A 23,520-nucleotide genomic window follows, 5' to 3' on the forward strand; every position below is an offset into this window, starting at 1 on the left:
TTCGCGTTTTCAGGGCTCGGTGCGGCCGGGGACGAAGCCGCCGAGCTGCAGCCGCCGGTGTTGGAGGCCCCCGGCGTTGCCCATCCGCTCCAGGGTGTAGGCGCGCTCGAGCTCGCCCCACACGAGGGGTCCCAGCACCTGCCAGTGGGTGGGTTGCTCGATGGTGAGCTCCAGCAGCGCGAGCGTGAAGTCCGGGGCCTCGGTCCCCTCGGGCAACGCGGCGCGTGCGTCCGCCACGAGCCGGGAGCGGGCGGACTCGCGCAGGGCTTCCGTCACCGAGAGCCCCGAGGTGGGCACCAGCAGCACGGCGAAGTTGTCCCCCTGCAGCCGCACCACCTTGGCTCCGGGGAACTGGGCCCGCAGGGACTCCACCACGGCCCGCAGCATCGCGTCGCCCGTGGGGAAGCCGTGGCGCGCGTTGATGTGGATCATCCCCTTCACGTCCGCGATGAGCGCGCCCACCGTCCAGCCCGTGTGGTGCGCGTGCGTGGAGAGATCGAACTCCTCCTTGAGCAGCGTCCCCTGGGTGAGGGCGAGCGGATTGAGCGCGCCCGTCGCGTCTGGCACGCCTCGGCGCGCGTGCTCCTCATCGAGCAGGCGCTGGAGCGCGACCTTCACGGGCTCGGGCGAGCGTTGCACGAGCCGCGGGTAGAGGGTCACCAGCGCGGTGGCCAGGGTTTCGTCGATGGCGTAGGGCATGGCCGCTCTTTAGCGCGGGCGGAGCGGCGGCGCAGGGGCCTCATGGGGGCACGGGAGAGGGCGGGCGGATGGACCCTCCCCCTGGCCTGCCCCAAGGTGGAGCTGCCCCAAGGTGGAGCTTCAGATGCCGCGATGCGCGGTGACCGTGACCTCGTCCCGGTCGTGGTACAGCTGACGCATCGTCAGCCCCTGCCAGCCCCCCTCCTGCGTGAGGATGTGGCGCACCCGCACGAGGATGGGGTTCTTGTCCTTCATCGGCAGCTTGATGTTGGCCACCAGGTGGGTGGCCCAGCCTCGCCGGCCCCACTTGGCCAAAAGCTGCGCCACCTCGAGCGGCCGCCAGGCCATGTCGCAGAAGAGCCAGTCCGCGGGCTCCTCCGGGGTATAGGCGAAGGCGCTCTCCTGCACGTGCTCCACGCGTGGCTGCCGGGCGAGCTCCGGCATCAGCTTGGCCGGGTCCACGGCAATCACCCGCGCCCCGCGCGCCACCAGCCGCTGCGTCCATCCGCCCGGCGCGGCGCCGAGGTCCACGCACACCTCGCCCCGGCCCGGCTCGAAGGGCAGGTTGACGAGCGCCTCTTCCAGCTTCATCGCCGCACGAGAGGGAGAGTCGCCCGAGCGCCGCATCCGCTGGCGTCCGCCCGGCGAGAGCGACAGCGCCTCCTTCGCGGGCACTGAGCCCACCGTCACCACCCCGGGCGCCACGCACAGCTCCACGAGCGTTGCCCCGGCCTCGCGGGCCCGCCACGTTTCCTCCAGCAGCCGGCTGGCGGGCAGACGTGTCCTCACCGCTTCCAGCAGGGCATCCGCCTCGTCCGCCAGCCGGTTTCCGGCCGGGCTGTCCGGGGTGAAGGCCTGGAGCACGAGCGAGCCCGTGGGCACTGCCTCGACCGTCCGGGCCGCGAGCACCTCAGCCAGCTGCTCGGGCGTCTGCCCGGGTGTCTGCCCGGTCGGGAGCGAGGCCAGCACACGGATGCCGGTGCGGGCGAAGGCAGGCGGCTCCACCGGGCGCTTCTCGCTCTCCACGAGCACCTCGCCGAGCATGCGGGGGGAGGCTCCCGCCCACGCGAGCTCTTCGAACAAGTGGGGCTCGAAGCCGGCGCGGCAGGTCCACAGCCACCGCCCGGGTTGTGAAGGGAGGGTGACCGCTGGTATGGGCGGGGGTTTTACCCGAGGTGGAATGGAGGGCAGTGGGGTGGGGGATGGCTTCGTCCCCCGAGTGGACGCAGTGCCCTTCTGAGGACGGGGAGCAGGGCGTCTTGCTGGAGGACGGGCTTCTTTTCGACGAGAGGGCATTGCGTGGCCTCGGTTCCGCTTTACTCTGTCCTGCCGCACGCGCGGCGGCCAACCAAGTGGAATGACTCGGGGGAAACGCGTGGTTTCCTTCCTACATCCCACCTACAATCCAGGGATTTCCCTTCACTCGCCGCGTCCCTTCGAGGATTCTCCGGCGAGAGAGTCAGAATCGCATGATCGAATGGACGCTGAAGAAGATCATCGGGACGAAGAATGAGCGAGAGCTCAAGAAGGCGCTCCCGAAGGTAGCCCGCATCAGTGAGCTGGAAAGCAAGATGCGGGCGCTCAAGGATGAGGACTTCCCCGCCGCCACCGCTCGGATGAAGCAGGAGGTGCAGAACGGCCGCCCGCTGGACGAGCTGCTGTTCGACTCGTTCGCGCTGGTCCGTGAGGCTGCTCGCCGGGTGATCGGCCAGCGCCACTACGACGTGCAGATGATCGGCGGCATGTTCCTCCACCAGGGGTGCATCGCGGAGATGCGCACCGGTGAAGGCAAGACGCTCACCGCCACGCTGCCCTCGTACCTCAACGCCCTGTCCGGCCGCGGTGTGCACGTGGTGACGGTGAACGACTACCTCGCCCGGCGCGACGCCGAGTGGATGGGCCGCGTGCACCGGTTCCTGGGCATGTCCACCGGCTGTATCCTCCATGAGCTGAACGACCGGCAGCGGCAAGAGGCCTACCGGGCGGACATCACCTACGGGCAGAACAACGAGTTCGGCTTCGACTACCTGCGCGACAACATGAAGTTCCGTCTGCAGGACTACGTCCAGCGCGAGCTGAACTACGCCATCGTCGACGAGGTGGACTCCATCCTCATCGATGAGGCCCGTACCCCGCTCATCATCTCCGGCCCCACCGAGGACACCACCGACAAGTACTACAATGTCGACAAGGTGATTCCGGGGCTCGTCCCGGACCAGGACTACATCCTGGACGAGAAGCACAAGTCGGTGTCCCTCACCGACTCCGGCATCGAGAAGATCCAGCAGCGCCTGAAGATCGGCAACCTCTACGATCCGGGGGAGATCGAGACGCTCCACCACGTGGAGCAGGCCCTGCGCGCCCACACGCTCTACAAGCGTGACCGCGACTACGTGGTGCGCGATGGCGAGGTGATGATCGTCGACGAGCACACCGGCCGCCTCATGCCCGGCCGCCGCTGGTCCGACGGTCTGCACCAGGCCGTCGAGGCCAAGGAGGGCGTGAAGATCGAGAACGAGAACCAGACGCTGGCCACGGTCTCGTTCCAGAACTACTTCCGCATGTACTCCAAGCTCTCGGGCATGACCGGCACCGCCGACACCGAGGCCGAGGAGTTCGCGAAGATCTACAACCTCGAGGTCCGGGTGGTGCCCACCAACCGGCCGATGGTCCGCAAGGACCTGGAGGATGTGGTCTACAAGACGGAGCGCGAGAAGTTCGAGGCGGCGTGCAAGGAGATCGAGGAGCTGCACAAGAAGGGGCAGCCGGTGCTGGTGGGCACGGTGTCCATCGCCAAGAGCGAGGTGGTGTCCACTTTCCTCAAGAAGCGGGGCATCCCCCACAACGTGCTCAACGCCAAGCAGCACGAGCGTGAGGCGGACATCGTCGCCCAGGCGGGCCGCAAGGGCGCCATCACCATCTCCACCAACATGGCCGGCCGCGGCACGGACATCCTCCTGGGCGGCAACCCCGAGGTGATGGCCAACGCCGAGGTGGGTCCCGAGCCCCAGCCGCCCACGGCCTCGCCGGACGGCCAGCCGGTGGACCTGACCGGCTACCAGCAGGCGCTCGCCGAGCACAAGCAGCGCCGCGAGGAGGTGCTGGCCAAGTACAAGGAGCAGACGCAGAAGGAGCGCGAGGAGGTGCTCTCGGTGGGCGGTCTGTTCATCCTCGGCACCGAGCGCCACGAGTCGCGCCGCATCGACAACCAGCTGCGTGGCCGCGCCGGCCGCCAGGGTGACCCGGGTACCAGCCGCTTCTACCTGTCGCTCGAGGACGACCTGATGCGCATCTTCGGGTCCGAGCGCATCTCGGGCCTGATGGAGCGCCTGGGCATGGAGGAGGGCGAGGTCATCGAGCACGTGTGGCTCAGCCGCGCCATCGAGAGCGCCCAGCGGCGCGTCGAGGGTCACAACTTCGACATCCGCAAGAACCTGCTCGAGTACGACGACGTGATGAACCAGCAGCGGCGCACCATCTACAAGCTGCGCCGCCAGGTGCTGGCCGCCGGCGCCGGCATCCCGCTGGTCGAGTACGAGGAGGACAAGAAGACGCGCGTCAAGCTGCGCAGCGAGCAGACCATCTCCTGGGCGGACTACAAGGAGATGATCCTCGACGCGCTCGAGGACGTCATCGTGTCGCTCACCGACACCTACTGCCCGTCCCGCAACCCCGCGTCGTGGGACCTGGAGGCGCTCGGCCGCGGCGTGAAGGAGACGCTCAACCTGGAGCTGTCCTTCCTCAAGGCCGGCTCGCGCGAGGAGATCCAGGAGGACATCTACAAGGCGGCGGAGAAGGTCGTCCAGGCTCGCGAGGAGGAGTTCGGCGAGGAGTTCCTGCGCTTCCTCCAGGTGCGCTACCTGGTCACCATCGACACGCTGTGGAAGGACCACCTGCTGGCGATGGACCACCTGCGCCAGGGCATCGGCCTGCGCGGCTACGGCCAGAAGGATCCGAAGCAGGAGTACAAAAAGGAGGGCTACACGGGCTTCATCCAGATGCTCGGCGCCATCAGCTCGCAGTTCGCCAGCCAGATGATGAGGGTGCAGGCGAAGGCGGCCTCCGCCGCCGCCGAGGAGGCAGCCCGGTTGGCCCGGCAGATGGCCCAGCGGCAGCGGCAGATGCAGGAGGGCCGCGCGGATGCCGAGGGGAAGCTGGCCGAGCCCGCTCCTCGTCCGGCCGCCACCCGCCAGGCCGCCGCCGCCGCCGCTGCTCCGGCCGGGGGTCCCAAGGTGGGCCGCAACGACCCGTGCCCCTGCGGCAGTGGCAAGAAGTACAAGAAGTGCCACGGTGCGGCCGAGGCCAGCGCCTAGGCCTTGACAGTGGACCGGGCTCCGGCTTCCCCGGAAGCCCGGCTCCCGTCCACCACCCACCTTCCGGCGTTGCGAAGCTTGCGCCGTCGGCATGGGTTTTGTTAGAGAAGCCCGCCCGTTGCCGGCCCAGGTCGGTAACGGGCTCGTTGTTTCAGTCAACCCACTACACACACGCACGTGCCGGCACTCGGTGCTCCTGTCCGGGAGCCAACGGCCGGAATCACCGCGGGCGTGGAGGAAGAACCGAGATGGATACGCAAGAGACTCAGCAGCAGGCAATGGCCGCCGCCGGCGGCATCACGATGCGGCAGCTCCTGGAGGCCGGTGTTCACTTCGGCCACCAGACGAAGCGCTGGAACCCGAAGATGAAGCCCTACATCTTCGGCGCCCGCAACGGCATCTACATCATCGACCTGCAGAAGACGGTCAACATGGCCCGCGCGGCCTTCCGCTTCGTGGCCGACATCACCGGCCGCGGCGGCTCCGTGCTGTTCGTGGGCACCAAGAAGCAGGCCCAGGACGTCATCCAGGAGGAGGCGCGCCGCGCCGGTCAGTTCTTCGTCACCAGCCGCTGGCTCGGTGGCACGCTGACCAACTTCAAGACCATCAAGCAGGGCATCGACCGCCTCAAGACCCTGGAGAAGATGGCCGAGGACGGCACCTTCGAGCGCCTCCCCAAGAAGGAGGTCGCGGCCCTCGAGCGTGAGCGCGAGAAGCTGGAGAAGAACCTGGGCGGCGTGAAGGAGATGAGCAAGCTGCCCAAGTGCATCTTCGTCATCGACCCGAAGAAGGAGCACATCGCCGTGCACGAGGCCAACCGCCTCGGCATCCCGGTCATCGGCGTGGTGGACACCAACTGCGATCCGGACGGCATCGACTTCGTCATCCCGGGCAACGACGACGCCATCCGCTCCATCAAGCTCTTCACCTCGAAGATCGCCGAGTCGTGCATCGAGGGCGGGGCCCGCTACCGCGCCAGCGGGGCGGCCGACCGTGACGAGGAGGAGGGTCGCGAGGAGCGTGGCGAGCGCCGTGACCGCGATGACCGTGGCGACCGCCGCGGGCCGCGCCGCGGGGACCGGGGTGACCGCCGGGGTGGCGACCGCGGTGGCGACCGCCGCGGGCCTCTCGTGGAGATGAAGGGCAGTGCTGCTCCGGCTGCCGCCGCGGGCGAGGGCACCGAGGGTGGCGAGGGCGGAGAGACCGCCGCCGAGTAGCGCCGCCGCGCCTCGTCCTCGGGGCGCGAGAAGTCCAGCCGGACGGCGCCTGGTTCGCCGCCCGGCTTTTCCTTTTCAACCGCCGCAGTACCTTTCAAACCTGAACGCCCCTCCTGGCGCTTGGCGCTCGGGGCGGGCCCCCTGGAGACGAACATGGCCGAGGTCAGCGCCACGATGGTGAAAGAGCTCCGCGAGAAGACCGGCGCGGGCATGATGGATTGCAAGAAGGCCCTCGCGGAGTCCGGTGGCGACTTCGTCAAGGCCGAGGAGTGGCTGCGCAAGAAGGGCATCGCCAAGGCTGGCAGCAAGGAAGGCCGCGTGGCGGCCGAGGGCCTCATCGGCACCTACGTCCACGGTGGCCGCATCGGCGTCATCGTGGAGGTCAACTGCGAGACGGACTTCGTCGCCCGCAACACCGACTTCCAGGACCTGGTGAAGGACGTGGCCATGCAGGTCGCCGCGGCCAGCCCCAAGTACGTCCGCCGCGAGGAAGTGCCCACCGAGCAGCTGGAGAAGGAGAAGGAGATCCAGCGCGCGCTGCTCAAGCAGCAGGGCAAGCCCGAGGCCATGTGGGACAAGATCCTCGTGGGCAAGGTGGAGAAGTACTACGAGCAGGTGTGCCTCGTGGACCAGCTCTGGGTGAAGGACGACAAGAAGAAGGTCGGTGAGATGATCACCGAGCGCGCGGCGAAGATCGGCGAGAAGGTCGCCGTGCGCCGCTTCGTCCGCTACGAGGTGGGCGAGGGCATCGAGAAGAAGAAGGATGACCTGGCCGCCGAGGTGGCCAAGACGCTGGGCCAGGCCTAGCCATCCCGCGTCCCAGGACGCACCCGAGGGCCGCCCGTCCCGGACTATTCCGGAGCGGTGCGGCCTTCGTCCTTGCGGGGGCCGGGTGCCCGGAGAGGGGCCACTGGAGGACGGCGGCGGCACTCCGGCGTTGATCGCCGCCGGAGCGAGGGATACAAGCGGAAGCAATGTCCGCTCCAGCCACACCCCGTCGTTACAAGCGCATTCTCCTCAAGCTGTCGGGCGAGGCCCTGATGGGTGAGGGGAAGTACGGAATCCATCCCCCCACGCTGTCGCGAATCGCCTCGGAGTTGAAGGAGGTGGCGGAGGCGGGCGTGGAGCTGGCCGTGGTCATCGGCGGCGGCAACATCTTCCGCGGCGTGGCGGGCTCCACCGAGGGCATGGACCGTGCGAGCGCCGACTACATGGGCATGCTCGCCACCTGCATCAACTCCATGGCGATGCAGGACGCGCTCGAGAAGCAGGGCTGCCACACCCGGGTGCTCTCCGCCATCAAGATGGAGCAGATCGCCGAGCCCTACATCCGCCGGCGCGCGGTGCGCCACCTGGAGAAGGGCCGCATCGTCATCTTCGCCGCGGGCACCGGCAACCCGTACTTCACCACGGACACCGCCGCGTCCCTGCGTGCCATGGAGATCAACGCCGAGGTCATCCTCAAGGCCACCAAGGTGGACGGCATCTACAGCGCCGATCCGAAGAAGGATCCGACAGCGCGCCGCTACCGGTCGCTGACGTACATGGATGTGCTCAAGCAGAACCTGAACGTGATGGACTCCACGGCCATCTCGCTCTGCATGGACAACAAACTGCCGATCATCGTCTTCGATCTCACCCAGCGCGGTAACATCCACAAGGCCGTCCTGGGCGATGCGGGAGAGATCGGAACGGTGGTGGGCGTGGGCGAGACGGCCTGGGCCTGAGAGAAGCACGGACGCGCTTCATAAGGAGACCTGCACATGGCAGACGTCGTGACCGAACTGAAGGGCCGTATCACCAAGACGCTCGACGATCTCGGCAAGGAGCTCACGAAGGTGCGGACTGGCCGGGCCAGCCCCAACCTCCTGGACGGCATCCGGGTGGACTACTACGGCACCCCCACGCCGCTGAGCGGGGTGGCCAACATCACCTCGCCCGAGCCCCGGCTCATCGTCATCAAGCCGTGGGAGCGCACCGTCCTCAAGGACATCGAGAAGGCCATCCGCGAGGCCAACCTCGGCATCAACCCGATGAATGACGGAGAGGTCATCCGCCTGCCGTTTCCCCCGCTCACCGAGGAGCGGCGCAAGGAGATCGCCAAGCAGGTGAAGACCAAGGGCGAGGACCACAAGGTCGCCATCCGCAACATCCGCCGCGATGCCAACGAAGCCATCAAGGCGCAGCTCAAGGACAAGAAGATCACCGAGGACGACTCCAAGCGCCTGACGGAAAAGGTGCAGGTGGAGACGGACGCTGGCGTGAAGAAGGTGGATGAGATCATCTCCAAGAAGGAGAAGGAAGTGATGGAGATCTGAGAGATGGCCTTCATCCTCATCGCGGAGCCATCCGCCTCGATCGCCGGGGCGTTGCGCCGGTTCCTGGAGGGCGCGAGCCACGAAGTGACGGTGGCGACCGACGTCCAGGAGGCCATGGCACGGGTACGTGAGTTGGCGCCCGCGATGGTGCTGGCTTCCGTTACGGAAACCTTCGATGGAGAGGGCCTCTGCCGGCAGGTGAAGGAGGAGGCTCCGGGGACTCCGGTGCTCCTGCTGTACCTGCCGGAGGAGGAGCAGCCGGAATCGCGCTCGTCCACCGCGGGGGCCGAGGCGTGCCTGGTGGGGCCCCTGAAGCGCGCCACCGTGGTGTCCTGCGTGAGCCTGATGATGCAACTCGCGAAGGCCCGGGAGACGGTGTCGGTGGTGCGCACCGAGATGCAGCTCATGCAGCATCAGGGGCCGCGCCGTGAGCCGTCCTCGTCCGGAGCGGACCTGGAGTTCCTCAAGCGGTTGCTCTTCATGGAAGTGAAGCGCAGCCGCCGCTACCGCTACCCCATCTCCTACCTGTTGCTGGAGCCGGACGGGTACGCGCAGCGCATCGCGACGCTGCCGGCCGCCCAGCGCACGTCTGCGTTGGCCGAGGTGCTCCGGCGGCTCACCGAGTCGCTGCGGGACATCGACGTGGCGGTGCCGTTCGCCGAGGGGCGCTTCATCGTCTTCCTGCCGTACACGCCCTATGAGGGGGCCATCGTGGTGGCCGAGCGGCTGCGGCAGCGGGTGAAGGAAGTGGAGTCGGTGTCGGGGCTGACGGCGTCGATGGGCCTGGCGGTGTTCGAGCCGTCGGCGGTGAAGGGGCAGGCCCAGGTGAGCTTCGGCAGCCTCATGAAGGAGGCCGGGGAGTCGCTGCGGCGGGCCCAGGCCGCGGGCGGAGATCGCATCGAGGGCGGCCGCTCGGTGTCCACGGAGCCTGTTCCAGAGGCTTGAATCTACCCTCTCCCGCCGTGGGAGAGGGCTTCCCCGGTCACCCCCGGACCGGGGTCACGCCGGGTATGCGAGCTCTTCGCCGGAGATGTCGCGGACCACGTCCGCCACGAAGCGGAACAGCTCGAGCCCCTTGCCCTTGTCGTCCTTCCAGGCACCGCTGGCGGGGTCGTAGGAGAAGTGGATGCCCTGCCCGCGGCCGGCGACCCAGATCTGCCGCACGGCGCGCTGCGTGTTGACGATGCACTTCTCGCGCGAGGCCGTGGTGAGGGTGACCATGTCACCGGTGCTCTCGGCCTCGAGCACGTCCGGATCGAGCCCGTCCGCGGCGGCGACGATGCGCTTGAACGCCGCGGAGACGAGCTGGTTGTAGGTGGTCTCGTCCATCATCACGGCTGGATGACGTCGAGCACCTGCTGGCCGGGAGCCGCGAAGAAGAGCAGCTTCGCCGGAGCAGGGGCCGTACCGGGCTCGGTGGCGTCCGGCCGCTCGATGGCGATGATGGTGCCCGGGTTGACCTGCTTGGGGAAGGACTGCATGCCCAGCAGGTGGGCGGCCAGCGCTCCCATGGAAGGCTGGTGGCCCACGAGCACGATGTTCTCACCCGTGTGCTCGTCGATGACGGGCGTCACGGCTCCTACCGGCATGTCCGGCAGGAGGCAGCGGTGGGCGCGCAGGGTGCCCTCGTGCTTGAGGATGGTGGAGAGCAGCTGTGCCGTCTGTACCGTGCGCACCAGCGGGCTCGTCAGCACGAGCGAGACCGAACCGATGCGCTCCGTCAGCGACGCGAAGTGCGCGGCCGTGCTGGCTCGGGCCTTGGCAGTGAGCGCGCGTGCCTCGTCACCGAGTCCCTCGGGGGCCTCCGCGTCCGCCTCGCCGTGCCTTACCAGGAAGATCCTCAAGGTGCCTCCACCTCTCTGAACGAACCGCGGTTCGTACACGACCGCGCCCGGGTTGGTCAAAGGTAATACGGCGAATGTTGGCTGGTGGTGGCCTCGTCCTCCGGTGGGCAGGCAGCCGGGGGCCATTCCGCTCGGGGCGGATGCACTCCCTGCCTGGAGGGCCGTGTGCGGACGTATACTCCGCCCCCTTGTCTCGACCGGGGAGAGCCCCTGGAGGAGTGGGGATGCGCAAGCTGCTGTGGGTGCTGTTCGCCGCGGGGGTGTTGTCGGGTTGCAAGAAGGAGGAGGCCCCCGCGCCTGCCCGTGAGGACACCGGGATGGCGGCCAGCAAGGGCGAGCAGGGGGCCTCGGGCGAGGCCGTCGAGGACTTCGACGACAGCAAGCCCTACGTCCTCACCCAGGCGAAGCTGGACGCCTTCGTGGGCTACCAGCGCAAGGTGCTGGACGCCTACGCCGCCATGGCGAAGGAGCTCCAGGCCGCGAAGGCGCGGCTGCTGGCGGGCTCGGAGACACCAGGCAAGGGGCCGAGCCTGAGCGAGTCCATGAAGGCCATCGAGAGCAAGGCCGAGGCCGAGGCCCGGGCGCGCCGCGAGGCCGGGCTCACCGAGGAGGACGTCAACCGCATTGGCGCGCTGGTGACGGACGTCATCACCCAGCGGCACATGGCGGCCATGCTGGACCTCGCCGGTGAGCTCAAGAAGCTCGAGGAGATGCAGGCGAAGCTCAAGCCCGAGCAGGCGAAGGAGCTCGCCCCCCAGATCGAGCTCATGCGCCAGCGCGTCCAGGAGACGGAGAAGCTCGTATCCGTCCGCAAGCTTCACGGTGACGCCAACGTGGACCTCGTCCTCACCCGCGAGAAGGACTTGATGACCAACTACCAGGACATGCTCCGTTCCTTTGGAGCGAAGGCTCAGTAGGAAGCAGGGCTCCGGAAATGAAAAGGGCCGGGGAGGCTTTCGAGCCCACCCCAGCCCTGTGTCCCTCCCGGTGGGAGAGGGGTTGCGTTACACGCGGCGCAGACCCGGCACCTTCTTGAGCAACTGCGCCAGGTACAGGTCCGCCACCTTCTCCAGCACCGTGTTGGCCCGCAGACGCTGGTTCAGGTTCACGAAGTCCACCTGATCCAGCCGCTGGTCCTGGTTGTAGCAGGAGAACACCCACGTCTCCTTGCCCGTCCGCGGATCCACGTGCCGCTGCAGGCACTGCGCGCAGATCTCCTTCATCATGCACTGCATCGGCGAGTTGATGGAGCCGATCGCCTCGTGCTCGGGGTTCAGGTACGGCTGCAGCACCCCGTGCCGGGCCTCCTGCACCGCGCGCATCATCCGGTCCGAGCCGATGGCGATGATGCGGTTCACGTCCTTCAGCGAGGCGATCGGCGCCACCCCGAGCTCACCCTTGGCGTAGGCCAGCATCGCCTGCACCACGTTGCCCCGGAACGCCGAGTCCTGCGGACGCCGCGTCTCGATGACGTCTCCCGCGTCCACCGACCACACCACCTGGTCCGTGTCCGCCTCGATCTCCTCGCGCTTGAAGACGTCCGCGCGCTGACGGAAGCCGGCGAAGTACACCACCTTGCACCCGGCCGCCTTCAGCGAGCGCGCAATCGAGAAGAGCACCGCGTTGCCCAAGCCACCGCCCACCAGCAGCACCGTCTCGTTGCGGCCGATCTCCGTGGGCGCGCCCGTGGGACCCATCAGCACCACCGGCTCGCCCGGCTTGAGCGCGGCGCACAGCCGGGACGACGAGCCCATCTCCAACACGATGGTGCCCATCAGCCCCTTCTCCTTGTCCACCCACGCGCCCGTGAGGGCCAGGCCCTCCATCGTCAGGCGCACGCCGTCCACCACCGGCGCGCTCCGCTCGAAGTTCTGCAGCCGGTAGAACTGGCCGGGCTCGAAGTGCTGCGCCGCGAACGGCGCCTTCACTACCACCTCCACGATGGTGGGCGTGAGCCGGTTCACCGTCACCACCCGGGCCAGCAGCGCCTCGTCCAGCTTCCCGAAGTGCGCCGCCAGCTTCTCGTCACGCCGCGCCTGCGCCAGCTCGTCGTGGAAGTCCATGGCCTCCACTTCCTTCGCGTACAGACGCGCCACCTCGGGGTAGCCGTCCTTCGCGCTCGCCATGGCCTTCACCACGTTACCCGCGTACGTGGGGTGGTTGTCGCCGAAGTACGAGATGAAGTGCCCGTCCTTCCGGTACGAGGTGAAGAAGCCCACCTTCGCCCCGATGTCCTCCACCGGCGGCACCGGCGCCAGGCCGAAGCCCTCCGCCTGATCCGCCAGCTCGAAGCTCTTGAAGTACTCGCCGTTCTCGTCCAGCTCGAACGTGCCCGGGTACTCCTTCTCGTAGGTGACGTTGGGCGCCGTACCCGCCGCCACGCACACCGTGCGCGCCGGCAGCTCGAAGAACTCGCCGCTGCCGCGCAGCTTGCCGTCCTTCGTCACCATGCGCTCGAAGCGGATGGCCTTCACCGCTCCCTTCTCGTCCGGCATCGCCTCCACCGGGCTCATGCGCTCGATGAAGCGGATGCCCTCCTCGAGCGCCTTCGCCACTTCCTCATGGTTGAGGCGGTAGGCCGGCGACTCCGTCAGGCCGCGCCGGTACACCAGGCTCACGCCGCCCCAGCCGCGCACCAGCCGGATGAAGTCCGGCGCACGGCCCTCGGCCTGCGCGCTCTCGCGCTCGGCTCGCACCGCCCGGCCATGCTCCAGGAAGCTCAGGTAGGTGGCCTTCTCGTCCGCGTCCATGCGCGCGAGCACCGCCTCCTCGCCCAGCTCGGCCACCAGCTTCTCGTGGCGCTCGAGCGTCTTCTCCACCTGCACCGGGTAGTAGGCCAGCAGCTCCGTGGCCGTGTCGATGCCCGTCAGGCCTCCGCCGATGACGATCGCCGGCAGCTGCACCTGCAGGTTGGCCAGCGAGTCCCTCTTGAAGGCGCCCGTGAGCTGCAGCGACATGAGGAAGTCGCTCGCCTTGCGGATGCCCCGGATGAGGTTGTTCTTCATCCCGATGATGGTGGGCTTGCCCGCTCCCGCCGCGATGGCGATGTGATCGAAGCCCATCTCCCACGCGTCCTCGATCGTCAGCGTGCCACCGAAGCGGATGCCGCCGTAGATGCGCAGGTTCTGCCGTCGCTCCAGCGTCAGGTGCATCAGCGTGAGGAAGTTCTTGTCCCAGCGCACCGTGATTCCGTACTCGGACACGCCGCCGAAGCCTTCCAGGATGCGCTCGTCCAACTCGCGGGTGAGCGCCTTCCAGTCCCGGATGGGCCTCATCGCCTTGCCGTTGCGCCCCACCAGGTCGTCGTCGAAGGGCTCGATCTTCAGGCCGTCGATGCCGGTGACGCCGAAGCCCTCGTTGAGCAGGTAGTGCGAGAGCGTGTAGCCGGCCGGGCCCAGGCCCACCACCAGCACGTTGCGGCCCACGTACGGCAGCGCGTACGGGCGGCGCACGTTCAGTGGGTTCCAGCGCGTGAGCAGGCCGTAGATCTCAAAGCCCCAGGGCAGGCCCAGCACGTCCGTCAGCGCCGCCGTCTCCACCATGGGGATGTTGACCGGCTCCTGCTTCTGGAAGATGCAGGCCTTCATGCAGTCGTTGCAGATGCGGTGGCCGGTTCCCGGGCACATCGGGTTGTCCAGCATCACCACCGCCAGCGCCGCCAGCGGGTTGCCCTCGCGCTTGAGCACATGCGCCTCGGAGATGCGCTCGTCCAGCGGGCAGCCCGTGAGCGGAATCCCCAGCGGGTTCTTCTTGTAGGTGTGGCCCTCGGCCGCCGCGTCCTTCGCCTTGAAGCCCGAGGAGCACGAGTCCTTCTCGCGCTCGTGGCAGATGACGCAGTAGTCCACCTCGCCCATCACCTCGCGCTGCGTGCCGCGCGGGTCCGTCAGCTTGAAGCCGTCCCGGTAGCGCAGGTGGTGATCCGAGCCCTGCGTGGCCTCGGGCAGGTTCGCGTCCGGCCGCTCCAGATGCACCAGCTGGTCGAACACCAGCGGCTTGGGCACCCGGTGCGTGGACCACTTGTGGAACAGCTCCTTCATCTCCGGGTGCAGCGCCCGCGCGTACGTCCAGCGGTCCGCCAGCGACAGCAGGTTGCGCACCGACTGCAGCTCCGCCGCGTCGTCCCCGTGCGTCACCAGGCTCGAGCCGAAGGCCTCCTTGCCCTCGGGCGATGACAGCAGCGCGGCCCGGATTCCCGTCCACTTCGCGCGCAGCGTCTCGCCCTGCTCCGGCGTCAGCGGCGGCAGGTTTCCAGAGGTGCCCGAGAAGAGCCGTTCCAGGTCCATCAGCGTGAGGATGGACTCGGCCAGGGCTCGCTCCACGTCGTCACTGGCGATCGCCTCGGGGAAGGCGAGCGACAGCATCAGCCGCATCCTCGCGTCCAGCGAAGGGTACTCGGCCAGCGTGGGGCGCTCTGCCGCGCCCTTCTTGAAGACGCGCCGCGTGATGAACTCGCGCTTGAAGTCGAAGAGCGGCAGCTCGCCCTTGATGGCGCGGGCCACCTGCTCCGACTCGGCCTCCAGCCCGAAGAGCCGGGCCACGAAGGTGGAGACGTGGCGCGCCACGCGGATGAGCAGCTCGGACTCGGCGGGGCCGGTGACGCTCTGGCCTCCAGACTTCCGGTAGGCGTCGAAGTCCTTGAAGAGCTCGGGCTCGGCGGCGGCGAGCTGCTCGTCGAAGCGCTCGGCCAGGCGGCGCAGCCCGCGGGGGCGGTACAGATCCTCGAAGCTGAAGCCGGGGATGCCGAGAGTCAGCGAGGGGCCGTCGTTGGATGAAAGGGCGGTCAAGGGACGCATGTCAGGAGAGTTGGAGTGGGCAACCGGCGAAAAAAACGGCCGCCAGACCGGGCCTATTTCGCGGCTTACCGGTTGGAAAGCAAGCGGCGGTGCATCTTTCTCAACCCCCAGAACATGCGGGCCGCATCCACGCCGAATCGGACTTTCGAATCGCCGGCATCAGCCCAATCGATGGGGACCTCGAGAGGTCGGGCACCCTGCTCGTGCATGAGCACCAACAGCTCCACGTCCAGCAGCCATCGCTCCTCGCGTAGCCGCTCCAGCAGGGGCCGCAGGAGCGAGCCCCGGAAGAGCTTTGCCCCACATTGGGTGTCGTAGTAGCCCAGGTGGAACTGGAGGTCCGTCAAGGTGGCGAAGACTCGCCCCTGCAGGTGACGGAACAGGCTGCGATCCACATGCCGCCCCGCCATCTGGACGCGCGAGCCCACCACCACGTCGACGTCGCGCGAGGTGGCCGCCAGGGTGGCCAGGCGCAGGAATTCCGTCGCGCTCACCGCTCCGTCCGCGTCCAGGAAGGCCAGCCAGTCCGCCTGGGGATCGGCCTCTCGCCAGCCCCTCCGGATGGCCGAGCCCTTGCCGCCATTGCGCTCGGCCGCTACGAAACGGAAGCGATGCGGCGAGCCCTCCGCTGCCAGCCGGGCCTGGGCCGACTCGATGCTCGCCCGCTCCTTCTCCACGTGCTCCGGGGCGCTCCCGTCATCAGAGACGATGAGCTCCAGGGTGGGCGAGGGGGTGGCGAGGCAGGCCCGAGTGAGTTCCTCCATGAAGGCCGGGAGCCGGACGCCTTCGTTGTAAGCGGGAATCACCACGCTGACAGTTCGCGGAGTCATTGACGGGCTTGAAAGCACGGCCCTCCAGGTCCGTCAATTCAATGCGAATGCGAGGCGCGCACGGCCCCGCGCCGCCGCAGCCAGGCCCATCCTCCCGTGCCCGCGAGGACGGACAGGACACACGCCAATCCCATCCACAGGGTGGTCGGGACGTAGCGCAGCACGACGCGGTGCGTTCCCTCGGGCACCGGGATGGCCATGAAGGCGTAGTCCGCGCGCAGCACGGGGGCGGATTGTCCGTCCACCTCGGCGCTCCAGCCGGGGAACCAGGGGTCCATCACCACCAGCAGCCCGGGCGCCTCCGCGGAGACCTCGACCTGCGTGTGGTTGGGGCCTCGCGAGGTGACGGTGGCCGGGTGGGGCGCGTGCGTGGACGCGGAGGGCGGGAGCGGGTGCGTCGTGGGCTCCACGGTGACCGTCTCGAAGGGCCGGAAGCGGTTCACCTGCTCGCGGAAGCGAGGGCCGTCCATCACCTCGTAGCGCTGGCTCCAGAAGGCGAGCGGCAGGGCCTGCATCGTGTAGCGCCAGAAGGGGCCGTCCCGCCGGGGTGGGGCCGCGATGCCTCCCACAGGGCCCTGGGTGATGAGCTGCGGCGCGGCGAACAGCGGGAAGAGGGGGCTGCCCGGTTGCGCCCACAGCTTCCCGTACTCGTCGTCCACGGGCGCACCCGCGATGATGGAGAAGCCGCCGGTGCGGGTCGCGTAGAGGAGATCGTAGATGCGATCCACCAGGAGCTGGCTGTAGCCGGTGACGCCCTCGGCGCCCGAGGCCGCGGTGAGGTTCGGATTGAAGCCGAACTGCACCACCCGGTCCTTCTCACCCGCCCCCAGAGGCGGGTAGTGCCGGGCCAGCTCCCTCGTCGGAAGCACGGGCATGTAGCCGCTGTAGGCATGGTGCAGGTCCGCGAAGACGAGCAGCGCCGCGCCCATGGGGAAGAGCGCCGGCCACCTCGGCACGCCTCGCACGGCCACCCATGCGGCGAATACGGCCAGCACGCCCACCGTCCAGGGCACGTTGGCGCGCAACGGAGCGCCGCGGAAGCCCAGGGCATCGGCCCGCGGCGCCATCCACAGCGCCACCCCGAGCAGCACGAGCGCCCCTGCCACCACCTGCAGCCCCTGCCACCACCGGCGACGCTCCATGAGCGCGTCGAGCGCATCGGCCGTGAGGAAGGCCGCGGCGAAGTTGGCCAGGAAGAGCGCCCGCGTGGCCACGCGCAGCTTGTCGAAGCCCGGCAGGTAGCGGAAGAGCAGCCCGTAGAGCGGTGTGTCGTCGCCGAAGCAGAGGACGAGCGAGAAGACGAGCACCGCCAGGAAGTACCAGCCCATGCGCCTCGGCCGGGTGGTGAGGACGAGCACCAGCGCGGGCAGGCCGATGTAGCCCGTCATCTCCCAATAGTTGTACTCCCCGCTGTACGAGGGCGGCCGGCCCCATGCGTCGGGGAAGAGGAGCAGGGCCAGGGCGCGCGGGCTCGGCCAGTGGTAGAAGCTGGCCCAGCGCAGCGTCATGCCTCCCATGCGAGGGCTGTGGGCGCTGAACTCGGCGCCCGCGAGGATGAGGGGCGCGGCGAGCAGCATGCCCGCCGGGAGGACGAGCAGCAGCGGCCAGGCCCGTCCCCGCGTGCCGAGCACCTGAAGGCCCACGTAGCCCCCGACGAGGATCGTGGCGAAGTAGGCGAGCTGCGCCGCGCCGCCGAACCAGAGCCCCGCGATGCCCAGCGCCGTGCCGAGGAAGAGGCCCGGGGTGAGGCCGCGCCGGAGGGCCACGTCCACCCCCAGCAGCGTCCAGGGCAGCGGCGCGAGCGTCGCGCTGAACGTCCAGTGGTCCAGGTGCACCGTGGTGAAGCCGCCGAGCGCCACGATGAAGGCGCTGGCCATGGCGGCTCCCAGGCTCCGGCCCCGGTGGCGCTGCCAGGTGAACATGCCGAGCGCGGCCGCCACCAGGTGGGTCAGCGAGCCCAGCGTCAGGGCGCGAGCGGCATCCAGCGCGAAGTAGAGCCACGTAGTGGGCAGGAAGAGCGCCGCCTCGCCCGAGCCCCAGAGCGGGAAGCCGGCGTAGATGGAGCGCTGCCAGAAGGGCCAGTCCCCGCCTCGGACGAGGTGCTGGAGGAGGGAGCGGACGGGGATGAAGTACTCGCGCAGGTCCTCGCTGCCGAAGGCCATCCCGGGCGTGGCGGCCCTCGCGTGGAAGACGAGCACCGCCAGGGCCACGAGCAACCCGGGGACCAGGGCCACGAGGAGACGCACGGAGGGACGGCGGCCGGGCGGGGGCGAGGTCCGTTGAGATGTCCCTTGCTCCGGGGAGGTGGCGGGCGCCGGGGACGGCTCCTGTGGCTGCGCTTGGGTGGTCACCGTGCCTGTCTACCTTCCGGCTCCGAAAAGGTCACCGATCAGGCAGCGAGGGGCCTCTGTCCAAGGTGGGACGGGTGGGCTATGTCAGGGCCCCCATGGAAGCCCACCTGTTCGAGGAGATGGCTCGGACCGAGGACCACCACTGGTGGTTCCGGGGTCGCCGCAACATCATCGAGGCAGTGCTTCGGCAGCACCTGCCGCCAGCCTCCGGGCGGCGCATCCTGGACGTCGGGTGCGGCACGGGCGGCAACCTTACGCTCCTCCAGCGCTTCGGCCAGGTGGTGGGCCTGGAGGGCTCGGCGGACGCGCTGGCGCTGTGCCGGCGGCGGCTCGGGCCGGACTTCCCGCTCCACCAGGGCCACATCCCCGAGGACCTCCCCCCGGGCCCCTTCGACGTGGTGACGGCCTTCGACGTGCTGGAGCACATCCCCGACGCCGAGGGAGCGCTTCGGGGCATCCGCTCGGTGCTGGCTCCCGGCGGGCTGCTGGTGCTCACCGTTCCGGCCTTCGGCTTCCTCTGGAGCGAGCACGACGAGGTGCACCACCACCAGCGCCGCTACACCGTGGACATGCTCACGGCGCAACTGTCGGCCGCGGGGTTGCGCCCGCTCTGGTCCTCGTACTTCAACAGCCTCCTCTTCCCGCCCATCGCCGCGGTGCGCCTGCTGCAGCGCCTGCTACCGAAGCAGGGCAAGAACGAGCTTCGCTCGGATGTGGAGGTCACGCGTGGCTCGAGCCTGACCAACCAGGTACTGGAGGCGCTCTTCAGCTCCGAGCGTCATGTGGTGCCGCGGGTCTCGCTGCCCTTTGGCGTGTCGCTGATCGCCGTGGTCGCTCCTGAAGCGGGGAGCTGAGCACCATGCAGGAGACGGGGCGCGAGAGTCCGCTGCGGTGGCGAGGCTGGCTGCCCGTGCTGGGGACCGTGCTGACGGTGGCCGTCGCCTTCCGGTTGTATGCGCTCGGCCGGTTGCCCGGCATCAACGGGGACGAGGCCTGGTACGGGGTGCAGGTACGGCGCTTCCTCGAGAACGCCCCCGTGAGCTGGCGCACCCCCACCGGCAACCTCCCGGGCCCCCTGCACCTGGGGCTGCTCCTCCTGCTGCAGCGCGTGGCGGATGCGTCACTCACGCTGCTGCGGCTTCCCAGCGTCATCGCCTCGCTGGGACAGTTGGTGCTCACCTTCTTCGTGGTGCGCCGCCACTTCGGTGCTTCCACCGGCGCGCTCGCGTTGGTGTGGATGGCGGTGCTGCCCGTGAACATCGCCTACGCGCGCTTCGGGTGGGACCCGAGCCACTCCGGCCTGGTCGCCATCATCGCCGCGCATTTCGCCCTGGCGGGCAATCCCGTGGGCAGCGCGCTCGCCTTCGCCCTGGCGCTCGCTGTCCATCCCACCAATGTCTTCCTCGCGCCCTTCCTCGTCCTGGCGCTGCTGGGCGCGGAAGTGGAGCGAGGAGGGTGGAAGCGCGCCCTGGTACGCACCGGGCTGCACGGCGTGCTGCTGGTCGTCTCGCTCCGGGTGCTCTCCTTCACCACGTCCGGAGGGGCTACGTCCGTCGTCTGGGCGCAGGTGTTGGAGCGGCTGGGCAGGCCGGCGGAGTGGGGCACCTTCGCCCAGCTCTACGCGCGCTTCCTCTCCGGGGACACGGTGTACATGTACATCGCCGGTTCCGGGCTGGGTGCCGCTCGCGGGCCCGCGGATGTGGCGGTGCTCGCCTTGCTGGTGGGACTGCTCGGGTTGGGCGTGGTTCGGCTGCGACGGGAGCCGGTGGGGGCCGCGTCCGGCGTGGTGGTGGGGTGGCTCGCGAGCCTGCTCGTCTTCTTCTGCCTCGCGGGCAACAGCTCCATCCAGCCCCACCTCGAGCGCTACGCCATGTGTCTGGTGGTGCCCTCCGTCCTGGCCCTCACCGTGCTGCTGCGCGAGTCGGGTGCGCGGGGCGCTCTCATGTGGCGCCCCTACGTGCTCACCACGGTGGTCTCGGTGCTGCTGCTCGGGGGCTTCTGGCTGCGCTACTTCCGCTTCCTGGAGGAGACGGGCAGCACCTCGCACGAGACGTTCTGGACGGGAGCCCAGGAGCCCAAGGAGGCGGCCTTCGCTCGCATCCTGGCCGAGGCCGCTCCCCTCGGTGGGGCGCGCGTCGTCGCGGAGAACTGGTGGGTCTACCAGCCGTTCGCCTATCTGAGCCGCGGCGGACCGCTGGATGTGCAGGACGCGGGGGGCGTGCACGGCCCGGTGCCGCCAGGAGGCACCTATTGGGTCGGCTTCCCCGGGGGTCCGCTGGAGCGGTGGCTCACGGCGAACCGGGTGGCGTCCGTGCATTGGGACATCCCCGGGCAGCGGCGTCCGGCGGCCCTCCGGGTGTGGTGGAGCCCGCCGTCGCCCGTCCTGGTCCGCGAGCCAGCGCCCTGACGCTTCCGGCTCCGCCTACTTCGACGGGCGCCGCGAGCGGGACGAGGTCCGAGGCGCAGGAGTCTCCGGCTGCGCTGGCTCCTCCGAGGGCGGGGTGGCCTGGGCGGCGCGCAGGGCCTCCACCTCCGCGCGCAGGCGGATGACCTCGGCGGAGAGCTGAGCATACGAGTCGCGCACGTGGCCGTTGAAGACGCGCTGCCGGCCGAGCGCCTCGTTGATGAACACCTGGCACGTCTTGCGGAAGGCCCACTTGGCCACCAGCACGACCTGGCCCGCGCCGCCCCGGTGGGTGTGCAGCGGCAGCGCCCGGGTGGCGTCCGCGTTCTCCTCCAGCGCGTGGAGGTTGAAGGAGAGCGGATCCACCCGCGGCTCCACGCCCTGCTCGGGCACGTCCGCCTGCTCCGACGTGGGCAGGCCCCGCGTGCGCAGGCGCTCCTCGATGCGCGCGAGCAGCTCTCGCGCGGGGATGTCCCGTCCCATCAGCTTCATCGGCTCTTCTCCCTGACGATGCGTTCCATCTCTTCCCGGTAGGCGTCCACCACCTTGGGCCACGTGTACCGCGCCGCGTACGTCTTCGCGCGCCGGCTCAGCGTGGCGCGCTGCTCACCCACCTCGCGCAGTCCCGTGATGAACGATTCGATGTCCTTGTACGTCCGGCCCGCGCGGCTGCGCTCCACCTGGCCCACCAGCACCTCCGAGTGCCCGTTGACCAGCACCGGTGTGCCCGAGGCGAAGGCCTCCAGCGTGAGCAGCGACAGGCTCTCGAAGCGCGAGGGCACCGCCACCGCCAGCGCGCCGGCCAGCGCGTCGTATTTGTCCTGCTCGCCGATGCGGCCCACGTGGCGCACGCCCTCACCGCGCAAGTCCATGTGCGCCTCGCCCGCGAGCACCAGGTCCGGCGCGTCGTGGAAGCGAGCGCGCAGCTCCCGGTGGTGCGCGAGCAGCTCGGGGATGCCCTTGCCGGCCTCGAGCCGCCCCACGTAGAGCAGGTACGGGTTGCGGATGCCGTACTGCTCGCGGAAGCGCTTCGGGTCCACCTTCTCCGGTACATCCACCCCCACGCCCACCACCCGCGCGGCGGCATGGTCCGGGTAGTACCGCCCGATGAGCTCCACCTCCTCGGGCGTGTTGCACAGCAGGGCGCGCGGGCGCTCGAAGACGTCCGCGTACACGCCGAAGCGGATGGGCGGCTCGTCATGCGCCGTGGGGACGAGCAGCGAGCGCTCCGCCACCATCGGCAGGCCCCACACCGTGGGCGCGTACAGGTAGGTGAAGAAGACGAAGCCGTCGTAGTCCGCCCCGTGCGTGTCCAGGTGCTCCAGCAGGCCGGGCACCACCGGGCCCTGCTCGGCCACCCAGTGCTCCTCGCGCAGCCGCTCGTTGGGCTTGTCGAAGACCTGCTTCGACAGTCCGTTGAAGGGACGGATGTGGCGCACGCGCGTCACCGGGAAGCGCAGCACCCGCACGTCCTCCACGTTCTCATCCTGCTCCTCGCCCGGGGGGAAGACGTTCTCCCAGGAGAGGTGGTTCTTCGCGCACGTGGTGAGCACCGTCAGGTCCCAGTGCGGCGCCAGGTTCTCCACCACCTGCTGCGCGTGCCGCTCGGCGCCGCCCGTCACCTCGCCGTAGCGCTGCACCACCACGCCCACCCGGGGCTTCTTCCTCACTGGTGCGGCGCGCCGCTTCGGACGCCTGTTCTCACCCAGGGCCTTCGCGAGCGCCTTCTGACTTGCCTCGGCGGAGAAGTCCTTCAGCCGCCGGGCCTGTCCCTCGAGCAGGCGCTCGCGCAAGGACAGGTCCTCGCACAGGTCCACCACCAACTCGGCGAGGAAGTCGAAGCGCTTCTGGTCGAAGGCGATGCCCGCGCCCCCGAGCGTCTCGGGCACGGCCGCGGCTCCGTAGGCCAGCACCGGCACCTGCGCGGCCATGGCCTCGATGAGCGGGACGCCGAAGCCCTCGTGCTCGCTCATGGAGACGAACACGTTCGCCGAGCGGTACGCCGCCACCAGCTCCGCGTGGTTGAGCCTCCCGAGGAAGTGCACCCCGGACAGTCCCCGCGCCGTGCGCTCGAGCGACTTGAAATAGCGGCTGCCCGGCTCGTAGCCGCCCACGACCAGCAGGCGCGCCTCGGGACGCAGCTTGAGCAGCTCCCCGTGCAGCGCGAGCAGGTCCTCGAAGCGCTTGTGCGGCGCCACCCGGCTCACCGAGAGCACCACCGGACCCGTGCCGGACAGGCGCCGCAGCATGTCCTTGTCCGCGTTGGCCTCGGAGAACCGCTGGGGCTCGACGAAGAGGGGGACGGTGTGGACGTTCGAGTAGCCGGCCTCGCGCAGCTCGGCGCAGTTGTAGTCCGACACGCCGATGGCCACGTCCACGAAGGGCGCCATGGCGGCGAGCTGGGCCCGCCCCGTAAAGAGTGCCTCGGCGAGCGGAGTGCCCGCGTAGTAGCGCGCGGGGCTGATGTTGTGGAAGACGACGCCCTTGCGGCAGGGCAGGTGCAGCAGCCGGCTGCTCAGTGGCGAGGCGATGCCGTGGTGGTAGAGGACGAGGTCATCCGGGCCCGGGCGCAGCGCCGAGACGGGGTGGGCCAGGGACTCGAGGCCCGTGCCGACCTCGCCGGCATACAGCTCGCCGAAGTGGCCCAGCCGGCGCAGCAGGAGCTGCAGGTGCAGCGCCGCCTGTCCGGTGGCGTCGCCCGTGACGAAGCTCGGAATCAGCTGATGGACCGCCATAGGGGAACCCTGCCTA

Annotated in this window: 18 protein-coding genes; 9 read left to right on the forward strand and 9 right to left on the reverse strand. The window is 69.3% G+C overall.

Features of this window, described 5'->3' with window-relative positions; genetic code table 11:
* Positions 1-9 precede the first annotated feature (9 nt).
* Both DAT35_RS55290 and rlmM read right to left on the reverse strand, forming a co-directional pair.
* Complete coding sequence (locus DAT35_RS55290; protein ID WP_108077550.1) at positions 10-699, reverse strand: diguanylate cyclase domain-containing protein; 690 nt, start codon at positions 697-699, stop codon at positions 10-12.
* Positions 700-819: 120 nt separating this feature from the next.
* Positions 820-1,854 carry a 23S rRNA (cytidine(2498)-2'-O)-methyltransferase RlmM gene (gene rlmM, locus DAT35_RS55295; RefSeq protein ID WP_108077585.1) on the reverse strand — a complete coding sequence of 345 codons (1,035 nt, stop codon included), beginning with the start codon at positions 1,852-1,854 and terminating at the stop codon, positions 820-822.
* A gap of 314 nt (positions 1,855-2,168) precedes the next feature.
* On the opposite strand from rlmM, the gene secA reads away from it, so the two are divergent.
* The 6 genes from secA (at position 2,169) to DAT35_RS55325 (ending at position 9,492) form a co-directional block, all read left to right on the forward strand.
* Positions 2,169-5,012, forward strand: a complete 2,844-nt coding sequence (gene secA / locus DAT35_RS55300; protein ID WP_108077551.1) for a preprotein translocase subunit SecA — start codon at positions 2,169-2,171, stop codon at positions 5,010-5,012.
* A gap of 248 nt (positions 5,013-5,260) precedes the next feature.
* The gene (gene rpsB, locus DAT35_RS55305) at positions 5,261-6,229 is read left to right on the forward strand and encodes a 30S ribosomal protein S2 (protein WP_108077552.1); all 969 of its coding nucleotides are present in this window, start codon (positions 5,261-5,263) and stop codon (positions 6,227-6,229) included.
* 153 nt (positions 6,230-6,382) lie between these two features.
* On the forward strand, positions 6,383-7,036 hold the full coding sequence (gene tsf / locus DAT35_RS55310; RefSeq protein WP_108077553.1) for a translation elongation factor Ts: 654 nt from the start codon (positions 6,383-6,385) through the stop codon (positions 7,034-7,036).
* A 167-nt stretch (positions 7,037-7,203) separates the two neighbouring features.
* Positions 7,204-7,956: a UMP kinase gene (gene pyrH / locus DAT35_RS55315; RefSeq protein WP_108077554.1), complete on the forward strand. Its 753-nt coding sequence runs from the start codon at positions 7,204-7,206 to the stop codon at positions 7,954-7,956.
* 36 nt (positions 7,957-7,992) lie between these two features.
* Positions 7,993-8,547 carry a ribosome recycling factor gene (gene frr, locus DAT35_RS55320; protein WP_108077555.1) on the forward strand — a complete coding sequence of 185 codons (555 nt, stop codon included), beginning with the start codon at positions 7,993-7,995 and terminating at the stop codon, positions 8,545-8,547.
* A gap of 3 nt (positions 8,548-8,550) precedes the next feature.
* Positions 8,551-9,492, forward strand: coding sequence for a diguanylate cyclase (locus tag DAT35_RS55325; RefSeq protein ID WP_108077556.1), 942 nt, complete (start codon positions 8,551-8,553; stop codon positions 9,490-9,492).
* Between the two features lie 54 nt (positions 9,493-9,546).
* On the opposite strand, the gene cyaY is transcribed toward DAT35_RS55325, so the two are convergent.
* Positions 9,547-9,879 (reverse strand): iron donor protein CyaY, encoded by a 333-nt coding sequence (gene cyaY / locus DAT35_RS55330; RefSeq protein WP_108077557.1) that lies wholly within the window; start codon positions 9,877-9,879, stop codon positions 9,547-9,549.
* The gene (locus DAT35_RS55335) at positions 9,879-10,391 is read right to left on the reverse strand and encodes a histidine phosphatase family protein (RefSeq protein WP_199243301.1); all 513 of its coding nucleotides are present in this window, start codon (positions 10,389-10,391) and stop codon (positions 9,879-9,881) included. Before DAT35_RS55335 ends, cyaY begins: the two co-directional genes overlap by 1 nt.
* A gap of 224 nt (positions 10,392-10,615) precedes the next feature.
* On the opposite strand from DAT35_RS55335, the gene DAT35_RS55340 reads away from it, so the two are divergent.
* On the forward strand, positions 10,616-11,308 hold the full coding sequence (locus DAT35_RS55340) for a hypothetical protein (protein ID WP_108077559.1): 693 nt from the start codon (positions 10,616-10,618) through the stop codon (positions 11,306-11,308).
* Positions 11,309-11,395: 87 nt separating this feature from the next.
* On the opposite strand, the gene DAT35_RS55345 is transcribed toward DAT35_RS55340, so the two are convergent.
* The 3 genes from DAT35_RS55345 to DAT35_RS55355 all read right to left on the reverse strand — a co-directional run bounded on the left by DAT35_RS55345 (position 11,396) and on the right by DAT35_RS55355 (position 18,248).
* Positions 11,396-15,184, reverse strand: a complete 3,789-nt coding sequence (locus DAT35_RS55345) for an FAD-dependent oxidoreductase (RefSeq protein ID WP_108077560.1) — start codon at positions 15,182-15,184, stop codon at positions 11,396-11,398.
* 65 nt (positions 15,185-15,249) lie between these two features.
* Positions 15,250-16,014: a glycosyltransferase gene (locus DAT35_RS55350; RefSeq protein ID WP_108077561.1), complete on the reverse strand. Its 765-nt coding sequence runs from the start codon at positions 16,012-16,014 to the stop codon at positions 15,250-15,252.
* Between the two features lie 38 nt (positions 16,015-16,052).
* A complete protein-coding gene (locus DAT35_RS55355; RefSeq protein ID WP_146210292.1) occupies positions 16,053-18,248 on the reverse strand; it encodes a YfhO family protein in 2,196 nt (731 codons plus the stop codon).
* A 212-nt stretch (positions 18,249-18,460) separates the two neighbouring features.
* Here DAT35_RS55355 and DAT35_RS55360 point away from each other — a divergent pair, with 212 nt between their 5' ends.
* On the forward strand, positions 18,461-19,219 hold the full coding sequence (locus DAT35_RS55360) for a bifunctional 2-polyprenyl-6-hydroxyphenol methylase/3-demethylubiquinol 3-O-methyltransferase UbiG (protein ID WP_158502365.1): 759 nt from the start codon (positions 18,461-18,463) through the stop codon (positions 19,217-19,219).
* A gap of 5 nt (positions 19,220-19,224) precedes the next feature.
* Positions 19,225-20,772 (forward strand): hypothetical protein, encoded by a 1,548-nt coding sequence (locus tag DAT35_RS55365; RefSeq protein WP_108077564.1) that lies wholly within the window; start codon positions 19,225-19,227, stop codon positions 20,770-20,772.
* A gap of 15 nt (positions 20,773-20,787) precedes the next feature.
* On the opposite strand, the gene DAT35_RS55370 is transcribed toward DAT35_RS55365, so the two are convergent.
* The gene (locus DAT35_RS55370; protein WP_108077565.1) at positions 20,788-21,261 is read right to left on the reverse strand and encodes a hypothetical protein; all 474 of its coding nucleotides are present in this window, start codon (positions 21,259-21,261) and stop codon (positions 20,788-20,790) included.
* The gene (locus tag DAT35_RS55375; protein WP_108077566.1) at positions 21,258-23,504 is read right to left on the reverse strand and encodes a glycosyltransferase family 4 protein; all 2,247 of its coding nucleotides are present in this window, start codon (positions 23,502-23,504) and stop codon (positions 21,258-21,260) included. The genes DAT35_RS55370 and DAT35_RS55375 overlap by 4 nt, the downstream gene beginning before the upstream one ends.
* Between the last annotated feature and the right edge of the window lie 16 nt (positions 23,505-23,520).

The organism is Vitiosangium sp. GDMCC 1.1324, from assembly GCF_003044305.1.
Lineage (GTDB): Bacteria > Myxococcota > Myxococcia > Myxococcales > Myxococcaceae > Archangium.